The organism is Nostoc sp. LEGE 12454, assembly GCF_056620565.1.
On record NZ_JBWQXL010000007.1, the window covers coordinates 287,547 to 302,669 of the forward strand.

Consider the following 15,123-nt stretch of genomic DNA (forward strand, 5'->3'; position numbering starts at 1 on the left):
CTCTTTGAAATTCTCGAACATTAGATGTTACATGTTGCTGCGATCGATACATCATAAGAACCGATAGGAGTACCCGCTGTTTTCAAAATACTTCTAATTTTGGCAGTTCGTTCTGCTTCTTCCACACTAAAAGGTAAAATTGTAATCTAACCTAACAATGCTTCAATCAATGATTGGATTTTTAAGGCATCTTGAGGATTAATTGCTAATCCGTACTTAACCTCCATTACTGTTAAGGAAGAAATAAAAATATCTCTGGGAATAGTAGACTTTAATAACTTGAGAGTATTTTTTTCTCCCTTGACAAAATCACTAATTACGCAGGTATCGAGTAAATAACCCATGATTAAAACTCGATTTCATTAGGTGGTAGCAGTTCGTCTCGGTAGGACTCAAAAATAATACTTTCTACTACACCTTGATGTTGCATAATAGTTTCTGGCCAAGTCATGGGTTTTGTTTCTAAGAAAGTAACAAAGACTTTGCTTTCAGTAATATCTTGTGGTTTTTCAGCTAGTTCGATTTTGCCGTTTTTATAAATTCCTTCAATAGTTCGTAGCATTGTTTTTACCTCCTATCGAAATTCTAGTAGTATTTATAAATCAGAACGCGTAGCTTGTGGTGATGCACATTTCATGATGCCTTGTCGAACTCAATATTGAGGTGCTTCAGTGTCCGCATGAGTACGTTCGGTAAATATTGGTATCCTTCTTGTGCCAAGCGAATGTCCTTCAGGCGTAGCAGCAAACGCTGATATGCAATCTGCATTTCCTTACGAGCAAGCATAGCACCCAAACAGAAATGAATCCCATGACCAAAAGATAGGTGGTTGCTGGCATTATGGCGGCGCACATCGAAACGCTCACCTTCAATAAATTTTAGCGAGTCGCGGTTAGCAGCATCGAAGCGGAGCATTACTAAAGACCCAGCTTTGAGATCGACATCTTGAAGCTTTGTATCTTCCGTCACAACTCGCCACATTCCTGCTGTCGGACTTTGCATTCGTAAAACTTCTTCAACAAAGTTCTCTAACAGAGAAATATCTGTTTGTATCAACTTCATCTGCTCTTTGTTGTTTGTCAGCAACAACATCCCACCTGCGATCGCACTGGTGACAGTCTCATTGCCTGCCACTAATATTTGCTGAATTATACTCAGCAGTTCAGCAGTGTCGAGCGATCGCTCTCCATCCACTTTTGCTTGTACCAAGTCAGTAATCAAATCATCTTGAGGCTGTTTTTGGCGTGACTCTATGACATCATGAAAATAATGCTGGAAAGCGACAACATCTTTAGCACACTCGATCTCTTGCTCTCTAGAAAGTATGTGACCTAAACGCGCAATAAAAGAATCAGACCATTGCTTGAACTTCGGCAAATCTGCTTGCGGCACACCTAACTGTTGAGCAATAACTTTGAGCGGTAAGGGTACGGCAAACTCACTGACGAATTCACACTTGCCGCGATCGATAAAGCTGTCAATCAGTTCATCAACAATCTGCTCAATCAAGTCACGCATTTTGTTGATACGCGACGAGGTGAATGCCTTATTTACCAGCGAGCGAAATCGCTCGTGTTCTGGTGGATCTGCCGTCAGTAGGGTGTTCATCTGAGGCCAGCCTTGAGCAGAAATTTTCTGTAACTCTCGATCGTGTTGTTCTTTGCCAGCTAGTAAAGCCGAGAAATTGCTAGAGAATACTCTTGTATCCTTAAGAATTTCGATCGCTAAGTCATAGCGAGTCACAAGAAAGAGTTTTGCTTCCGTTGTGGGACTTGGTAGCTCCATAATTGGTGCTTGCTCCTGTGCCAGCTTGTAGAATTCATAAGGGCACACAAGCACTTCTGGATCGAAGAAGTTGTAGTCTGACAGATGCTTCATGCTTCTAATGGCGATCGGTGATGGTTTGCTTTGACTGATTTTGAGTCAACATCATCTTAACAAGTTACTCACCGTCGGCTCATTTGCGATCGCAGTTTAGGTGCAACGAAAACTGCAATGGTCATCAATGCAAATTCTGATGCAGCCGGAGCGCGATGGCGCGATCGCAACTTCCACGAGCTACTTCCGACTTCCACCAACTAGTTAATGAAGTTGTAAGTTGAAGTCGGAAGTCAAACTAGGTACTAGTTTGAAAATTACTTTCAAGTCATTTCCGATCGTTCCAGAACGTTCGAGAGACATTCGAGAGACATTCGAGAGACATTCGAGAGACATTCGAGAGACATTCGAGAGACATTCGAGAAACATTCGAGAGACATTCGAGAGATATTCGAGAGACATTCGAGAGACATTCGAGAGACATTCGAGATCGATTTGAACTTGGTCTAAGTTCAATTTTCGATGATCTTATATCGAATAATACAAGTTGATTTGTATTGCTATTGCAATACATTAAAAATTGTCAAAAAGATAATACATCACCATTTCAGAGTTTTACCCCCAAAAAAATGTGACTATAAATGGGATGACAGTAATGTTTTAAGGATGATTTAGTTACTTTTGAAATATTTTCAAAGGATAATACTGAATTTTGAAAATAAAAATTCTTAAAGTTCAACTCATAAGTAACTTTCTTGTGTTACTCTTACTATTTAAGGGAGAGAATATACACAGCAAAATAGGCACAAAGTTGAAAATTAACTTTGCGCCCTTCAGACTGAAGCAATAAACCAGCGCCAACTGGTGTACGCAACAGTGCTGTATGTGTATTCTTTTTAACTCAACAATGCCTCTGGTTGCTCCCAACTAGAGGTCTTATCACTAACAAGTGGATTCCATGAAAAATCACTTTAATTGTAGCCTATCCAGGTTGCAAAACAGTTCATATTGTCAATCTCCTAAACCAAAACCACCAAAACTAATTGCCTTGGTCTTGGTACTGAACTTCTTGGGAAGCCTCAACCTTGAGATGACAACTCCAGTTTTTCAGTTCAAATCGCAGCCAGCACAGAATTCTATGGTCGCAATGGTGAAAAAGCTAGTCGATCATAAATAATCGATTTCTCCTGAATCACCGTTAAAGAGTGGCTTTTTACTCAAAAAGCCACTCTTGATTTTGTAAATAGTTTACAAAATCAAAAGTCATTGCAGCGCGTCCCTTTAGGTGAGAGAGTTTCGGTAAAAAAAATCTTTAACCGACAAGTGTTATGTGGGGATTCTAGCCAGTTGCCCTCGCCTGACAAGCGTGCTATATCAATCTTAGTAGCTACTACAGCACTCTCATAACTGGCACGCGCCAGGACAATGGAACGACGATGAACTCACAAGGATCTCAGTCGAAGGTTGAACTACGAGATCGAGGGATGTCTCCTTTGAACAACCCCAAGGATTGGTCATGGCCATTCTGGGCTGCTGTCCCACTTTACCCCTACGGCAGGCGGCGGACACTTCGTCAGGAAATAGTTAAGGACACTATCTGGACATTCGATCAGCTTCACGGCATTCTCTACACCATCGTGCCGATTCGCATGACTATCGTCAAGCTCTCTGCTGGAGGACTTCTGGTCTATGCACCCGTTGCTCCAACAACTGAGTGTGTCCGCTTGGTGAATGAGTTGGTAGCAAAGCACGGTGAAGTTAAGTACATCTTACTGCCAACCAGTTCTGGTCTGGAGCATAAAGTCTTCGTTGGTCCCTTTGCTCGTCGCTTTCCTCAAGCACAAGTCTTTGTTGCCCCGCACCAGTGGAGTTTCCCGTTCAATCTACCACTTAGTTGGCTAGGCTTTCCCCAAAAACGAACTCAAGAACTCCCAGAGGACTCAAGCCTTGCTCCCTTCGCTCTGGAGTTTGACTATGCAATATTGGACATCGACTTGGGACGAGGATCTTTTGCAGAAGTTGCATTGTTTCACAAGCGATCGCGCACTCTGCTTGTAACTGATTCTATCCTTTCTGTTCCATCTGACCCACCAGAAATCCTCCAATTAGATCCTTATCCCTTACTGTTTCATGCCAGGGACAATGCCTCGGAGATAATCGAAGACAATGAAGACAACCGTCGCAAGGGATGGCAACGCATTTCACTGTTTGCGCTTTACTTCCGTCCGAGTGCCTTAGAAGTTGCTTCAATCGGACAGATGTTTCGTGATGCTCTCAAAGCACCACAGCGATCGCTAAAAACGTACTTTGGTTTATTTCCTTTTCGCTGGCAAGAAACCTGGAAGCAGGCATTCGAGGCTCTACGAGGTCAGGGGCGACCATTTGTCGCACCGATTTTGCAAATCCTCATTTTTCCTCAATCACCAAGCCAAGTCCTCAAATGGGCTGATACAGTTGCAAGTTGGGATTTTCAGCAGATTATTCCCTGTCACTTTGACTCGCTAATTAAAGCAAATCCGCGTCAATTCCGGCAAGCATTTGCTTTTCTGGGAAAAAATCTTTCTTCTAGCGAAAGCCAGCTTCTATCAGAGGAAGACTTAAAATTCATTCAGGAACTTGAAGCGGGTCTAGTTAAACGCGGTATCGCAACGCCAGCTAAAGAGAAATTGTAATCAATTAGCTGAATTATTTAAAACCTCAGCGATCGCCTGGGAAACCGGTAAGCCAGGACAGCGTTCCAGCCAGAAGAACTCGCCAACTGGGTTAACTTCAAGGAATACATGACGACCATCAGGAGTCAAAATAATATCAAGCGCCCCATAGTTTAAACCAAATTCTGCCATGAGTTTGAGCAATTTCTCTTCAACATCTTCGGGCAAAGTGTATGACTCCCAAGCGTCGAGTAAGGCGATTCCCTGTTTGCGCCAGTCGTAACGTGCCTTATCCAAAGCTTGAGAATCAACCGCAGCCGTTAACACACGCTTACCTACAATAATTGTCCGCAATTCCAATGCCTTGGGAATCTTCTCCTGAAATGTCATTGGGCAGAAACGTAAGCCATCAAGGTTGTCTAGATCCTCTGATGAAATTGGATTTGTAAACACAACTTTTTCTCGCCCTCGTTCATCATAAATAGCGAAGGAAGAGAGCATTTTGGTAATCATTCCCTGCTGACATTCTTGGGCAAATTGCTTTACTGCTATTGGATTATTTGTAGTCAGAGTGCGAGGCGTATCTAGACCGATATCTCTTGCTATTTGTAATTGCAGTTGCTTATTTTCGGCACGGCGAATATTTGGCAGAGGGTCAAGATGAAACCCCCTGATACTAGCAATCATTCCCTCAATACTGACGCGAGATTCTTTCAGTGAGGCTTGTCTAAGTTGCCTGTCCATCGAGTTGGGAATTTTTGACCCAATTGCAATGCGCCGATACCAAACTGCTGAAACTTCATTTAAATCTAATGTCTGGTCATCGACACTCAGAATCACTCGCTTAGTACTACCATAGTAAATATCTAACTGCATTTCTGTGGGAAATCGGTCTGTGTCAAAACGAAATGCTTTTTTTCCTTGGGCTTCAATTGCTTGAATAACTAGAGGAATACTTTCGTTATCTTGGCTGTGAGTAATGATTAAAGCAGTCATTTACAAATATGGATAATGAGGTACGCTACAGATAAATATAAGGGTTATCAGTTGGTTGGGAATTTTTAAGTAAGAGTATTTTACTTCGGGTTTTTTGAAAGTAGTGCAGATGCGATCGCTAGAGCAATTGGATAGTCCAAATCTCTCTCCAGCATCCCCCACTCTCCTGTAGGATTAATTTCTAAAAAAACATATTCTCCTGATGGCGTTTTAATCAAATGCGCCTAGTTTTGATAATGCTTCTGCAACTCTATCTATTGTAAAGTAATCACCACTATGGGTAATTAATAAAACTACATCACGAGCGAGGTGCATAAAATATTTTTATTAGTTTTGGTATTTTCACTATTATCAATTTTTGAGAAAGCAAAATATTAAAAAAGTGAACTTAATTTTAATGAGAAGCCAACCCCTAGATGAAGTTGGCACTAAATGTATTTTTATACTAACAATAGTTTTAAAACCGCATCTCTGGTGTAATCAAAAGTATGCAGCTATACAGGTTTAGACGGCGAACTGTCATCACCATCTGAAGGATACTTCTGAGTAACAGCGTATTCATCACTATCAGAAGGGGACTTCTTGGTTACTGAAGTGGCATCTTCTTGATCGGATGGAAACTTCAGAGTTTGGACAAGTTCATCCTTATTCTTGTTTGTGGCATTATTGCATCCACCACCGATAATCGCTTTTGAGTCTTCATCAGAAAGGTCTTCAAGGCTTTGCCCTTCCAAGAATCGAGCAAAGAATGGTACTGCTTGTGGATTCAACTCTTCTGGTTTGTTTTCAGACACAATCTTCCTCCTATAACAAGTGAATCTAAATTTATACTGTACCTGTATGATATGACATCATGCTTACCAATATCTTTGCCTAAATAAGAGTTTATACATCAACGAAATGTTTACCTAAATCTGACATTAGGGTTTTGGAGTTTGCAGACATGAAAGCGTTCTCGCCTGTGCTTCGGTCTACAAGGGATTGGTGCAAATGCCAGCCATTGGAAGAAGAACCTTGCAATCCTGGACGACACATAAATGATGCGATGTAACCTTGTTGACGGCAGATTTGCTTGGTCGCCATTCAGAATATCATCATTGTATCCGCAGCTTGCAACGCCGGAATCGGGTCAAAGGTAAATTCAAATTGACCGACACCTCTTTCGTTTTCTACACTCCTTAAAGGCAATCCCATTTCAACTAAATTTTCTGCTAAAACGCGTAGTAAGTCGTGAATTTCTGGATTGTGGGATTCTAAAAGATATTGGAAACTATGCTCTACAGCGCTAACTTTGGCAGGTTCACCAGGTTTTCCAGAAGTACCAACATTAGCGATCGCTAACATCGGATCTTCCAACTTTGCCAGATACCACTCAACTTCTAAGCCGACAATATGCTCCAATCCTCTTTGATGTAACTCTACCAATGATTGGCGCAAAATACCGCGACTGGAAAAGGGCATTACCTGACCATTTTGAAAGTACTCGTTACAGAGGATAAAAGCAGTACGTTTTGCCCAAGGCAGAATTTTAAAGGTATCAGGGTCAGGAACAGCCACAAGATTTGGCGCACCTGTCATCAAAGGCATATCTAAACTACCGCCAGGAACAAACGGGTTAAATACTATCGCACCACCAGTATCAAACAGGAATGTCCCTGTGCTGATTTGCATACCGTTTTCTAAGGCGCTGAAAAATGTCTGCGGTAAGAGCGATTTACTGCGAACAACCCCATGCTGGTCTGACCAAGCGGTACGAATCAACAATAAATCCCGTTCTTTGACAACAGCCTCGATCTTTTCAGATGCTTCTTTTTGGATTTCTGTCCACAGGTGATGACGCTCAATAAATCCAGGTCTTTTCATTTAGATTGCCTAATCATGTTCAACTGCTTGTGCGGTTAGTTTGAAATTAGCTTTCATCAGGCGCTTTCATTTTTGGCGATCGCCAAGAATTGCTAACTCATCTGTTACAGGCCCGGCGATCGCATCATCTTCATCTACATGATGGCGATCGCTAATGCCAAACCCGCACATAATAGTAATCTCGTGAACTTTTGGGATTTTCTTGATTATATGAATTAATGTCAGTGTGTACGTTGTTGACAAAGCCAGAGATTGCATCATCGCCAGTGCCCGTATCGATGATGTCCCCGCTCTTATTATAGATACCGATGGGATTGTATCCTTGGTTGGTTTCTATATCAGTGATTGTGTAGTTGCCAGCGCCAGTTTTATGGAGAATTTAGAAAAAGTAAGTTTATTAAATTATCGCATCTCGCCAAATTCCTTGATATTGACTAGATTACGAGTAATATATACTACTCTCTAGCCAAAGGATTGTACCACTGATCCTTTGGTAAGAGCAGTTGATCTGACTCAGGTGGCCCCCATGTATTTGGCTCATACTCGTAAACGGGTGTGACGTTATCGAGAATTGGCTCGACAATCCGCCATTCCTCTTCTACAGTATCTTCACGTACAAACAAGGTGGGATCGCCCCGCATAGCATCACCCAATAGACGTTCATAGGGTTCCATCTCGTCGCCACCCCCATAGAAGGCCAGGAGTTCAACCGCAGAGCCGATCATATCTTCTCCAGGGATTTTAGTGCGAGCGCCCAATCCCACAATTACTTCCGGATCTAGTAAAAAACGAACATAATTAGCGTTTTCTTTTCCTCCCTCCTGGAACACATCTAGAGGTGGACACTTAAGCTTGACCATCACTTCAGTAGTTTTAACAGGCAATTTCTTCCCAGCCCGGATGTAGATGGGAACTCCTGACCACCGCCACGTATTAATAAATAACCGCACAGCAACAAATGTTTCTACTTGAGAGTCAGGAGAAACACCTTCTTCGTTGCGGTAATCAGAAAATTGACCGCGAATAATATCATCGGGTTGCAGTGAAGGTATAGCTTTGAGAATACGCTCTTTTTCATCTCGAATGGAATCGGTCGCCGTACTAGCAGGAGCATCCATACACACTGAAGCCAATACTTGCAGCATGTGGTTTTCCACCACATCCCGAATTGCACCAGTCTCCTCATAGAAGCGCCCCCTTCCTTGAATGCCAAAGTCTTCTGCCATTACAATCTGGATGCTTTCAACATAATTGCGATTCCAGATGGGTTCGAGAAGAGAGTTGGCAAACCGAAAATAGAGTAAATTCAGCAGTGGTTCCTTGCCCAGATAATGGTCGATGCGATAGATGGCTGATTCGGGAAAAACTGATGCCAGAATTTGATTTAACTCGCGTGCTGATTTCAAATCCCGTCCAAATGGTTTTTCAATTACCACCCGCGCATTTTGAGCACAACCTGATTCACCCAATCCTGACACTACTTGTGCAAACAGGCTCGGTGGAATTGCCAGATAGTATAGGGGATGAGTGGCATCACCAAGGGCTTGACGTAATTTTTCGTAAGTTTCTGGTTTGTTGTAGTCACCAGCAACGTACTGGAGTAGACCGGAAAGTTTATCAAATGCGTCTCGATCTATACCACCATGATGTTCTAGGCTATCACGTGCCCTTTCTCTAAGTTGCTCCGTCGTCCAAGATCGTCCGGCAACTCCAATCACTGGGACATTAAGATTGCCCCGTCGTACCATTGCCTGAAGGCTGGGGAAGATTTTCTTGTAGGCCAAGTCACCTGTTGCCCCAAAAAATACCAGTGCGTCTGAATCAGGAGTTCCCATGACTAACCTCTTTAGGAATTAGCTTTTTTATGATGCCCGCCAAACTGATAGTGCATGGCTGATAAAAGTTTGTTGTCATGCACTTAACACCGATTCATCAATTGCTGCGATCGCACTCCAGCGACCTTCGCCAGAATTCTCTTGCTTGCATTGGAGTCCGACTGGTGGATAAATTATAGGGCTTTAAGACCCTCACTACGAAAGTTGTGACTTTTGAATTCTGGCTTCTAGATTTTTTTAATAGGTATAAGAATTATACTCAGGGATTTACGAAAAATAAATCATACCAATTTGGGATTTTAGATGAAAAATCCTTGGATTTAAAATCCTGGTTATTGCTAGTGGTAAAGCAATTCATCTTTGCCACTTTTAGCATTACGCTCATGACACCAGCAAATGTCCCAAATTAAAGCTGATAAAGTGGTTTGGAACATCTACTCAAAAATCAAGTTAACACTATCTGCATTCATGTTGCAGCCAAACAGAGGTCGTTCAATAGACAATCGATATTCTTGCAGCAGCTTCAATAGTTTGGGTGATGTCTACGCCTTGCTTTGAGAGCGAGCGCTCTTTCTCCATCCCCAGATTTCCTTACTCAGCACCCCAATCAGATTTCGTTGTGTAATCGACAACGGTGAGTAATTAATTAACGCCGACCCTTCACAAGGATGAATAGAGCGATCGCACTCACACCTAAAAGCCATCTCCCTGATGCTTCAGGTACGCTAACTTTCAAGGGATTAATGGGTTTAGAGAGATTTTCCTTACCATTCTCAAAAACACGTTCGAGTAGCAAGACAATATCACCTTTTCCCCTTGACTTTTTTCAGTGCCGCTTGTCTTACTTCCGCATTGAGCAAATAGCCAAAACCCACCTTTTCTAAACGCAGCACAAATTCCTCTCGTGTATTGCCCAATTTACTAGCTGTAGCATCCAAATTCCAATTATGATTTGCTAAATGACTCAGCAAATAAACTCGGCGAGTCTGCATTCCTGATAAGCGATAAGTCTTCAAATACTCCAATTCACCATTCTCTCGAATAATCGCTTCCCCAATATGATTTTCTTCGTTGGGGTTGAGGTCAGTAATAAATCTTTGTAACATGAACGAACCAGCAGTATAGACTTTTTGGGAAATTAACTTACGTCCTAACAGTCCCTCTGCCATGAAACCCTGAAACGATGCCCAATCTGAACGCATATTTTGTACTGCTGCTCTCAAAGCTTTTAAATCATTAATTTTTGACTCATCTAAAGATACACTCATAGGAAAAGTTGTATCGTGCAGCAACGCGTATTGGTACAATAACTCACCATAGAAATCTTCTAACAAGCTATTGTGTAAAAGTCGATAGTCCTCTGGTGTCGGTACTACAAAAGCTGATGCTAATGCTTCGGCAACAAATACTAATACCCCAACCTGTCGAGAGTGAATTTCAAATACCCGCAAAGCATCTTCAAGTCCAGCAATGTAACGTCCACTAAAAGAGCTTTCCATTCGACTACCCAGCCCATGAGAAAGGGCATACTTAGAATATTCACTCCAGGCGATATCAGGGCCAGAGAAAAACATTGATAAAAAGCCTTCCATTGCCAAGTGCAGTGGCAAAAATCTCAGTTGATTAGTAGATTCCCGCTTCACCATCCGGTGCATTAACCGGACACTGGCGCAACCATAGTTTAGCTGTTTCCCATCTGTTTTAAAAAGCTGTCCCCCAAAAGCCCCCACAGGACTGCCGTCATTAGTCCAAGACAACACTAGTCCGTGAGGAACATAAGAAAAATATTTCATTCCTGGTGCTGTCATTTCTCCTGCTAAGGAAACAACTGCTAAATTTTCATCGTAGCTACGACGCAGCAAGCGCAAGTCGTTACGTACTTGATGGCGCAATAATGGCACAATCCGCACTGCTCCCCGTATTTGAGAAGGAGCAATTTCTAGTCCTTTGAGTGATATGTCTGCTAACAGATTGCTTTTGGATGCCATAGGATAGGGTGTGGGGTGTGGGGTGTGGGGGTGTAGGATAAGTTAGTATAAGTTATGGGAAATTCCAAAATTCAATCTTACCAAGACTTAAAAGTTTGGCAGGAGGCGGTAAATTTAGCTGAAATTTGCTATCGTCTTACCAAACCATTTCCCAAAGAAGAACTTTATGGAATGACTTCACAGATTCGTCGAGCTTTTGTGTCTATAGCAGCGAATATTGCTGAGGGGTATGGACGCAAATCTAGGGGAGAATATATCCATTTTTTATATATATCGCAAGGTTCTTTCAAAGAGTTAGAGACTCATTGGTTAATCTCTCAAAGAGTTGAACTAGCTTCTTCTGAGACTACCAACAGCATTCTTAATCAATGTGAATTAGTTGGTAAACTCCTACTAGGTTTAATTCATGCTCTTGAAAGTAAATAAACCTGCTTGCTAGCAGGGTGTAGGGTGTAGGGTGTAGGGTGTAGTGTTTAAGACAATTGAATGTGAGTACGTCAAGCAGTTCAACACATTCTTAATTCCTCCCATACCCTACACCCCGCACTCAAAAGCCATCAATACCAAGGATTTACGCTTTACAAGCGTGCCATCGGGTATGGGATGTAGTGAAGGAAAGATGTTGTTCTATCATTGATGCACTAAAATTCAATTTTCTTAAACACTACACCCCACACCCTACACCTTTAACATTTGCTTGACTCGCTCTGCTAAATATGATTCCAATTCGGCTAAAGATGCAGAACCTTCAGCAAATCGGGCAAAGCCCAACATCGTAGGTAAATCTTCTGCATCCCGTAATCCTACTGTGGGGATTGTGGGACTCAGAGGATGTAAAGAAAAGTCATCGGCGTTGTAAACAGGATTGCAATGAATAATGGAAGTTTTTTGTTTCGGGTCTAAACGATCGCGATATACACGCAGAATTTCTGATGCTCCACTGGGAGGATCGTTTTCCCAACCATCGGTGACAATTACTATTAAATCTGCGCCCCAGTCCAAAGCATCCAGTAGGGGAGTAGCTATGTCTGTTTGTCCACGAGCTAGAATCAGCAGTGGATCGCTGGTTGATGCTGTCCAAAAAGCTTGGTATTCCTGGGATGCTGCTTTTAGTAAGTAATGAGTAGCTAAGGCTACCCCTAGAGGACGACGATGTTTTTCGGCTGAACCGGAACTGGAGTAGCTGCAATCTAGAACTGCGGCTACTCGTCCTAGTTTTAGGGGTGATTTTCTTAATGTGAAGGCAGCAGATTTCTCTAATGCTTGGTTTAAGATATCCCACTGCTGTTTGCGAGTATCCAATGGCAAAGATAGGATATACAGCGCCAAACGAGTTAGGGGGAGACGACCTAAATTAATGTCGATTTCTACTTCTGTGCGGTTGGCTGAACCTTGAAAGCGCAATTTTTCATTCAAAGTCATTTGTTCTTGAATACGAGATAAAAAGACCTCTCGTTTAATTCCGTGTTTTGCTGCTAAACCTTCGGCAACTGTAAATGGTAGTTGATAAACTGCTTGAGCGCTATAGTGTGCTTGGCGAAATTTCTCGAATAGCTCTGTTTGATAAACTTGCTGTTTCCATTTACCAAAAAGAAAATTACCTAATTCCCCTGGTAGGGTGAGGTGAGCATGGGAGGCGATCGCTCGAAATTTGGAGCGATACTTCACAGCATCAAAGTTAATGTCACGTTTTTGCTGGAGATAATCACGAGCGATCGCTCTGCTACGACGATTATTGATACTTCTTTTCCGCAATTGTTGCAATACTTCCCAACCTCGTTGTGGTGGTAAGGCTGTTAATGCTGCGGCAATTAATGCACCTTCTTCTTGTCGATGTTCAGGGGGTGTATGTTTTCCTGTTGCTAGTAATTTGAGGATAATCTGCGCTTGGTTGAAGTGGTTAATTCCTGCTGCCAATGTTCGGGTATAGAGTAAACGGTAATTACCTAAAATATAGTCGTGCAAAAAATCAATAGATACGCGCTGCCCGTAACCATCACCATAGAACTCACGCTGTCCTGTGCAGGAGAGGCAGGCATTAATGAACATGACTAAATCTTCCCTTGCCACTTGCTGATGTTGGTTCGCCCGATTAATGTCCATTATTGATCGAAAACAGGGGGTAGGGGGTAGGGTGTGGGGTGTAGTGTTTAAGACAATTAAATGCGAGTATGTTAAGCAGTTCAACACATTCTTAATTTCCCACACCCGAACCTGCAACCCAAAACCCAGAAATACCAAGCATTTACGCGTATCAAGCGTGCCATTCGTGAAGAATATTGCATCACACTCTTCCCCTACACCCTACCCCCTATCCCCTACACCCCTTTCTTTGGGGCTACTGTTCGGGGAATGACGGCACGACAAGCTAGGATAGCTTCAGATGCTAGGTTCGGAAGTCACACCAAAGTCCCGCAAACAGTATTAACGACTATTTTAAGTTCTAGATAAGAAAATAGCTAGAGGAATCAGACTTAAATATTACTCAGTATACTGTCACTTTAGGCTGTATCACACATTAAAGTTGAGTACTTCAGAGAGCAAGGTACGAGCAGATTGCGCTTTAAATAGTGCAGCTTGGCGATCGCTATAAGACCGAGGTTTTAAGTGGGATAGGTTCTAGTAATCTTTATGTGCTAACAATGTATTTTAATCTGAACTGGGGTCATATTAAGCCTCCCCCATAACAAGTCCTTTGATCGTATGCGCTTGTACGATAGGTTCTAGTTCGTCAACGATCCGGCAGGCGAAGTGCTTTCGGTGTTCTACAGGGATAGTCTCGTAGAAAGACCGAGTAAACTGGAGATCGTGCCGCTTTGCGTTTTGGGCATCTGGAGCATCCACACCAAGCACTAGCGCTGGCCGCGATTTTTGGGATTGGTTGGCTGTACCCCGATGAATGGTCAGCGCTGACCGGACAGATATATCTCCACGCTTTGGGATCTTCCTCACAGTGCGCCCCTGGTATCGACCGTAAAGAGATTTGGGCGGAAACATTTCGTGTTTGAAGCCGATTGGTTGATCCCATTGGGTGCCGAGCGCTATCTCGAACGGCCCCATGTCCTCTTCAACGTCCACGGTGGTCAAGTTGAAGGCAAGGGAGTTGAGCCTGCGTCCTGTCAGGGTGGCTTCAGGCGCGGGAAAGTCGCGGTGCCACGGCTGATTCATGGAGCCAGTCAGAGGCACGTCGAACCCAATCTCTACGATTTTGTAGTCCTTAGAGAGAACCGCAGTTGACACTGCGACTACCCAAGGATGTGTCACGAGGTCGAGAAACCCCCTGATTCTCTCCGGGTGAATCTCTACATAGTATCGATTAGGTCCGCGCCCCACCGCTCCTCTAGGACGCGCGAGCGCTTCTGAGAAGAGAACCTCAATATCCTCACCGAGGCGATCTGCCCACGTCGGCTCAAACGCCCCTTTCAACCCAATGATCCCGTCGCCGTAGAGTCCGCCCATTATGGTGGCAGTATCGTACTGCTCATCGAGCGCGGTTGGGGAGATGTCTTCTGTTTTCTCGGCTTGGACGGTGTTAATGTAGTCAAGGGCAACTTCGTGTGCTGCGGTATTCATCCCAATTTCCTTCTGAGAGCGTTTTAAAACAAGGTTATAACAGGGTCGCTCTAATCATATATTTCTTTAGCTATATGGGGCAGCTTAAACATTTTGCAAAAGATTTAAAAGTCAGAACGTTAACAATCATCTTTTGCTGCCGTAGCCCTAAAGAAGTGCGAACACTAAGCCTCTTGTTTTAGCAACGTTAAGCCTCTTTGTATGCGTAATCAATATACAAATTGTTTAAATTTAGGTTAACCAAAGTTTATGTAATGGATGGCAACTATCTTCAGGGTAAGCGCGTCTCAAACACTATTGACAAGCGGATTCTGAGACATCATCATGTTGAGATAAACAAGCAGCAAGAATAGTAAGCATGTAGTTATTATCCATTGCGGCTCGATTCGATTTTTGGCG

Annotated in this window: 16 protein-coding genes and 1 pseudogene; 2 read left to right on the forward strand and 15 right to left on the reverse strand. The window is 42.9% G+C overall.

Going from position 1 to position 15,123, the window contains the following annotated elements:
* Positions 1–146 precede the first annotated feature (146 nt).
* The 5 genes from AC1F2U_RS10730 to AC1F2U_RS10750 form a co-directional block, all read right to left on the reverse strand.
* A complete protein-coding gene (locus AC1F2U_RS10730; RefSeq protein ID WP_480261088.1) occupies positions 147–344 on the reverse strand; it encodes a PIN domain-containing protein in 198 nt (65 codons plus the stop codon).
* Between the two features lie 2 nt (positions 345–346).
* Complete coding sequence (locus AC1F2U_RS10735; protein WP_480261089.1) at positions 347–562, reverse strand: hypothetical protein; 216 nt, start codon at positions 560–562, stop codon at positions 347–349.
* A 71-nt stretch (positions 563–633) separates the two neighbouring features.
* Entirely contained in the window at positions 634–1,878 is a 1,245-nt protein-coding gene (locus AC1F2U_RS10740; protein WP_480261090.1) for a cytochrome P450, read from the reverse strand.
* 68 nt (positions 1,879–1,946) lie between these two features.
* Positions 1,947–2,078 (reverse strand): hypothetical protein, encoded by a 132-nt coding sequence (locus tag AC1F2U_RS10745; RefSeq protein ID WP_480261091.1) that lies wholly within the window; start codon positions 2,076–2,078, stop codon positions 1,947–1,949.
* 4 nt (positions 2,079–2,082) lie between these two features.
* Positions 2,083–2,334 carry a hypothetical protein gene (locus AC1F2U_RS10750; RefSeq protein WP_480261092.1) on the reverse strand — a complete coding sequence of 84 codons (252 nt, stop codon included), beginning with the start codon at positions 2,332–2,334 and terminating at the stop codon, positions 2,083–2,085.
* Between the two features lie 920 nt (positions 2,335–3,254).
* Between AC1F2U_RS10750 and AC1F2U_RS10755 the strand changes: the two genes are divergently transcribed.
* Positions 3,255–4,490 (forward strand): DUF4336 domain-containing protein, encoded by a 1,236-nt coding sequence (locus AC1F2U_RS10755; RefSeq protein WP_480261093.1) that lies wholly within the window; start codon positions 3,255–3,257, stop codon positions 4,488–4,490.
* On the opposite strand, the gene AC1F2U_RS10760 is transcribed toward AC1F2U_RS10755, so the two are convergent.
* The 8 genes and pseudogenes from AC1F2U_RS10760 to AC1F2U_RS10795 all read right to left on the reverse strand — a co-directional run bounded on the left by AC1F2U_RS10760 (position 4,491) and on the right by AC1F2U_RS10795 (position 11,151).
* Positions 4,491–5,465 carry an MvdD family ATP-grasp ribosomal peptide maturase gene (locus AC1F2U_RS10760; RefSeq protein WP_480261094.1) on the reverse strand — a complete coding sequence of 325 codons (975 nt, stop codon included), beginning with the start codon at positions 5,463–5,465 and terminating at the stop codon, positions 4,491–4,493.
* Between the two features lie 210 nt (positions 5,466–5,675).
* Positions 5,676–5,780, reverse strand: a complete 105-nt coding sequence (locus AC1F2U_RS10765; protein WP_480261095.1) for an MvdC/MvdD family ATP grasp protein — start codon at positions 5,778–5,780, stop codon at positions 5,676–5,678.
* A 179-nt stretch (positions 5,781–5,959) separates the two neighbouring features.
* A complete protein-coding gene (locus AC1F2U_RS10770; protein ID WP_480261096.1) occupies positions 5,960–6,259 on the reverse strand; it encodes a microviridin/marinostatin family tricyclic proteinase inhibitor in 300 nt (99 codons plus the stop codon).
* A gap of 91 nt (positions 6,260–6,350) precedes the next feature.
* Positions 6,351–7,328: pseudogene (locus AC1F2U_RS10775) on the reverse strand (type I glutamate--ammonia ligase).
* 66 nt (positions 7,329–7,394) lie between these two features.
* Complete coding sequence (locus AC1F2U_RS10780; protein ID WP_480261097.1) at positions 7,395–7,589, reverse strand: hypothetical protein; 195 nt, start codon at positions 7,587–7,589, stop codon at positions 7,395–7,397.
* Positions 7,590–7,783: 194 nt separating this feature from the next.
* Positions 7,784–9,163, reverse strand: a complete 1,380-nt coding sequence (gene zwf, locus AC1F2U_RS10785; protein WP_480261098.1) for a glucose-6-phosphate dehydrogenase — start codon at positions 9,161–9,163, stop codon at positions 7,784–7,786.
* A gap of 646 nt (positions 9,164–9,809) precedes the next feature.
* Entirely contained in the window at positions 9,810–9,959 is a 150-nt protein-coding gene (locus tag AC1F2U_RS10790; protein WP_480261099.1) for a hypothetical protein, read from the reverse strand.
* 7 nt (positions 9,960–9,966) lie between these two features.
* The gene (locus tag AC1F2U_RS10795) at positions 9,967–11,151 is read right to left on the reverse strand and encodes an ARPP-2 domain-containing protein (protein ID WP_480261100.1); all 1,185 of its coding nucleotides are present in this window, start codon (positions 11,149–11,151) and stop codon (positions 9,967–9,969) included.
* A 54-nt stretch (positions 11,152–11,205) separates the two neighbouring features.
* On the opposite strand from AC1F2U_RS10795, the gene AC1F2U_RS10800 reads away from it, so the two are divergent.
* Positions 11,206–11,577 carry a four helix bundle protein gene (locus tag AC1F2U_RS10800; protein WP_480261101.1) on the forward strand — a complete coding sequence of 124 codons (372 nt, stop codon included), beginning with the start codon at positions 11,206–11,208 and terminating at the stop codon, positions 11,575–11,577.
* Positions 11,578–11,829: 252 nt separating this feature from the next.
* Here the strand turns inward: AC1F2U_RS10800 and AC1F2U_RS10805 are convergent, their stop codons facing one another.
* A complete protein-coding gene (locus AC1F2U_RS10805) occupies positions 11,830–13,254 on the reverse strand; it encodes a hypothetical protein (protein WP_480261102.1) in 1,425 nt (474 codons plus the stop codon).
* Between the two features lie 567 nt (positions 13,255–13,821).
* Positions 13,822–14,724: a phytanoyl-CoA dioxygenase family protein gene (locus AC1F2U_RS10810; protein ID WP_480261103.1), complete on the reverse strand. Its 903-nt coding sequence runs from the start codon at positions 14,722–14,724 to the stop codon at positions 13,822–13,824.
* Between the last annotated feature and the right edge of the window lie 399 nt (positions 14,725–15,123).

Excerpts from the sequence above, each read along its gene's own strand:
- zwf (WP_480261098.1), bottom strand. The coding sequence starts at position 9,163 with ATGGGAACTCCTGATTCAGACGCACTGGTATTTTTTGGGGCAACAGGT.
- AC1F2U_RS10730 (WP_480261088.1), bottom strand. The coding sequence starts at position 344 with ATGGGTTATTTACTCGATACCTGCGTAATTAGTGATTTTGTCAAGGGA.
- AC1F2U_RS10810 (WP_480261103.1), bottom strand. The coding sequence starts at position 14,724 with ATGAATACCGCAGCACACGAAGTTGCCCTTGACTACATTAACACCGTC.
- AC1F2U_RS10755 (WP_480261093.1), top strand. The coding sequence starts at position 3,255 with ATGAACTCACAAGGATCTCAGTCGAAGGTTGAACTACGAGATCGAGGG.
- AC1F2U_RS10805 (WP_480261102.1), bottom strand. The coding sequence starts at position 13,254 with ATGGACATTAATCGGGCGAACCAACATCAGCAAGTGGCAAGGGAAGAT.
- AC1F2U_RS10780 (WP_480261097.1), bottom strand. The coding sequence starts at position 7,589 with ATGATGCAATCTCTGGCTTTGTCAACAACGTACACACTGACATTAATT.
- AC1F2U_RS10760 (WP_480261094.1), bottom strand. The coding sequence starts at position 5,465 with ATGACTGCTTTAATCATTACTCACAGCCAAGATAACGAAAGTATTCCT.
- AC1F2U_RS10765 (WP_480261095.1), bottom strand. The coding sequence starts at position 5,780 with ATGCACCTCGCTCGTGATGTAGTTTTATTAATTACCCATAGTGGTGAT.
- AC1F2U_RS10800 (WP_480261101.1), top strand. The coding sequence starts at position 11,206 with ATGGGAAATTCCAAAATTCAATCTTACCAAGACTTAAAAGTTTGGCAG.
- AC1F2U_RS10740 (WP_480261090.1), bottom strand. The coding sequence starts at position 1,878 with ATGAAGCATCTGTCAGACTACAACTTCTTCGATCCAGAAGTGCTTGTG.
- AC1F2U_RS10795 (WP_480261100.1), bottom strand. The coding sequence starts at position 11,151 with ATGGCATCCAAAAGCAATCTGTTAGCAGACATATCACTCAAAGGACTA.
- AC1F2U_RS10735 (WP_480261089.1), bottom strand. The coding sequence starts at position 562 with ATGCTACGAACTATTGAAGGAATTTATAAAAACGGCAAAATCGAACTA.